Here is a 1,425-nt window from a genome sequence, read left to right on the forward strand (position 1 = left end):
TTACTGCAGCCCCATGAGGGTGCACACCCCCGGGATCACCAAGGCGACCATCGCTATGGCCACGACGCTGGGGACCCACCCGACCTTCATCTCGTCGAACGGGGTGAAGTACTTGCGCTCGCTGGAGTACGCGCAGTACACGCACAGGTCCAGCGGCAGCAGGAACGCGGCGCACGAGAACACGGCGCACAGGAAGATCGCGGCCGTGACGTTGCCGCCCATGCCCGCGACCAGGGTGCAGACGGGGATGGTGATGAGGCCGGCCACGGCGGCGCCCGCCGGCAGGATGTTGTGGAACACGCAGGCGAACACGGCCACGATGAGCAGCACGGCGATGAGCGGCAGCCCGCTCATGGGCCCGAAGACGGCCCCGACCAGCCATGACATGGACCCTGTCGCCAGCATGCCCGCCACGACGCACCCGACGGCCCAGTTGAGCATCACAACCTGCCAGGGGCTCTCGTCGCAGTAGCGCTTGAAGGAGACGCACTTGAACGGGGGCAGGAAGAGCAGGCCGAGGGCGACGAGGCCGACCACGACGATGTCCAGGGCGGGGAACCAGGAGCCGGCGACCCAGAGGACCATCGCGCCGAGGACGACCAGCATGCCCCAGACCTCGTCCCTGGTGAACCCGGGAAGCGCGGCGTGCTCCTCCTCGATGCGAGCGAGGGCCTCGTCGCTGATCGGCTCGGGCTTGAGTATCTTGACGAGCGCGAACCAGGTTATGGGGAGCATGACGACGGCCGTCACGGTGCCGAGGACCATCCAGTTCGCGAAGGTGACGGTGACGCCGAGCGCCTGCTCGGCGAAGCCCATGGCCAGCACGTTGACGACGCTGCCGACCGGGGTGATGTAGCCGCCAATGTAGGAGGAGAACGCCACGCCGAGCACGAGCGCCTTCGCCAGGGCCGACTTGCCGCCCCAGGGCGTCTCGTTCTCGTCCAAGATCTTGTAGGCGAAGGGGAGCATCATCAGGACGAGCACCAAGTCGTCGATGATCGCCGAGAGCACCGCCGTGGCGAGCATCAGGCCGGCGAGCGCCTTCGCGGAGTTGTTCCCCGCCCACCGAAGCACGCGCGCGATGATGCGCAGCGAGATGGTGGAGTGCTGGATGAACAGCGCGAAGGCGAAGCACGACAGGCAGAGCACCATGGCGACGCTCACGCCCCCCGCCCAGGTCTCGCCCGGCGACAGTATGCCCAGGATGGGCACGGCGGCCGCGAACAGCCACGCGGTGATCAGGATGGGTATGGCCTCGGTGACCCACAGGACGATGGCGGCCGCGAGCAGGCCGATGAGCATCTTGCCCTCGAACGCGAGGCCCTCCGGGTTGGGGACGAGGAACGTCGCGGCCACGATCAGCACGGCGACCGCGACGACGCCGACCTTAAAGGAAGCTTTCTCTCTCATCTTTCCCCTCCTTAA

General features: G+C 67.2%; 1 protein-coding gene. It reads right to left on the minus strand.

The annotated features are described in order from the left end of the window. A complete protein-coding gene (locus tag C1877_RS15035; RefSeq protein ID WP_114569523.1) occupies positions 1-1,410 on the minus strand; it encodes an SLC13 family permease in 1,410 nt (469 codons plus the stop codon). Positions 1,411-1,425: the final 15 nt, after the last annotated feature.

The organism is Gordonibacter pamelaeae (genome assembly GCF_003340385.1).
In the GTDB taxonomy this organism is placed as follows: Bacteria; Actinomycetota; Coriobacteriia; order Coriobacteriales; family Eggerthellaceae; genus Gordonibacter; species Gordonibacter pamelaeae.